The following is a 524-nucleotide window of genomic DNA, read 5'->3' on the forward strand; positions in this document are numbered from 1 at the left end:
GGCTTCGGCCTGATCGTGCTCGGGCTGCTGATCGGCGGTTCCGTCGGCGCCGTCACGGCGCGGCGCATCGCCATGACCTCGATGCCGCAGCTGGTCGCTGCCTTCCACTCTCTCGTCGGCCTTGCCGCCGTCATGGTGGCGGCCGCCGCGATCTATGCGCCGGAAAGTTTCGGCATCGGTACGGTTGCCGACATCCATGCCCAGGCGCTGATCGAAATGAGCCTTGGCGTTGCCATCGGCGCCATCACCTTCACCGGCTCGGTCATCGCCTTCCTCAAGCTCGATGGCCGTATGTCGGGCAAGCCGATCATGATCGGCGGCCGCCACTTCATCAACATCGCGCTCGGCATCGCACTCGTCGTGCTGATCGTGCTTTTGGTCACCACGGAATCGAAGCTCGTCTTCTGGCTGATCGTGGCGGCCTCGCTGGTGCTGGGCGTGCTGCTCATCATCCCGATCGGCGGCGCCGACATGCCGGTCGTCGTGTCGATGCTGAACTCCTATTCCGGCTGGGCGGCGGCGGC

The 524-nt window shown here is 65.6% G+C and carries 1 protein-coding gene; it reads left to right on the plus strand.

What is annotated here, in order from left to right:
- On the plus strand, nucleotides 1–524 hold a 524-nt coding region (locus tag DH08_RS30095; RefSeq protein ID WP_192182890.1), incomplete at both ends, for an NAD(P)(+) transhydrogenase (Re/Si-specific) subunit beta.

Origin of the sequence: Mesorhizobium amorphae (genome assembly GCF_014843845.1) — a bacterium.
In the GTDB taxonomy this organism is placed as follows: Bacteria; Pseudomonadota; Alphaproteobacteria; order Rhizobiales; family Rhizobiaceae; genus Mesorhizobium; species Mesorhizobium amorphae_A.